Below are 279 nucleotides of genomic sequence, written 5' to 3' on the forward strand. Positions count from 1 at the left end.
GATCCAGCGCGTGCTGGCTTCATCGACGATGCGCGGCATTCCGCTGACGACGGAGGAGGAGGGCGTAGCGCTGCTCGCCGGCGCCTGGACCGGCGGTCAGCGCGGTGTGCTGCTGATGCAGTCGAGCGGCGTCGGCAATTGCATCAACATGCTGTCGCTGATCCCGATCCTGCGCTTTCCGTTCCTCACGCTCGTGACCATGCGCGGCGAGTGGGGCGAGTTCAATCCGTGGCAGGTGCCGATGGGTTCGACCACGCAGGGCGTGCTCGAGCTCTCCGG

At 67.0% G+C, this 279-nt stretch carries 1 pseudogene; it reads left to right on the forward strand.

Going from position 1 to position 279, the window contains the following annotated elements:
• Positions 1–279 (forward strand): annotated as a pseudogene (locus C1X29_RS29850) (phosphonopyruvate decarboxylase); the annotation flags it as partial.

Source organism: Pseudomonas sp. GW456-12-10-14-LB2 (genome assembly GCF_002884345.1).
In the GTDB taxonomy this organism is placed as follows: Bacteria; Pseudomonadota; Gammaproteobacteria; order Pseudomonadales; family Pseudomonadaceae; genus Aquipseudomonas; species Aquipseudomonas paraglycinae.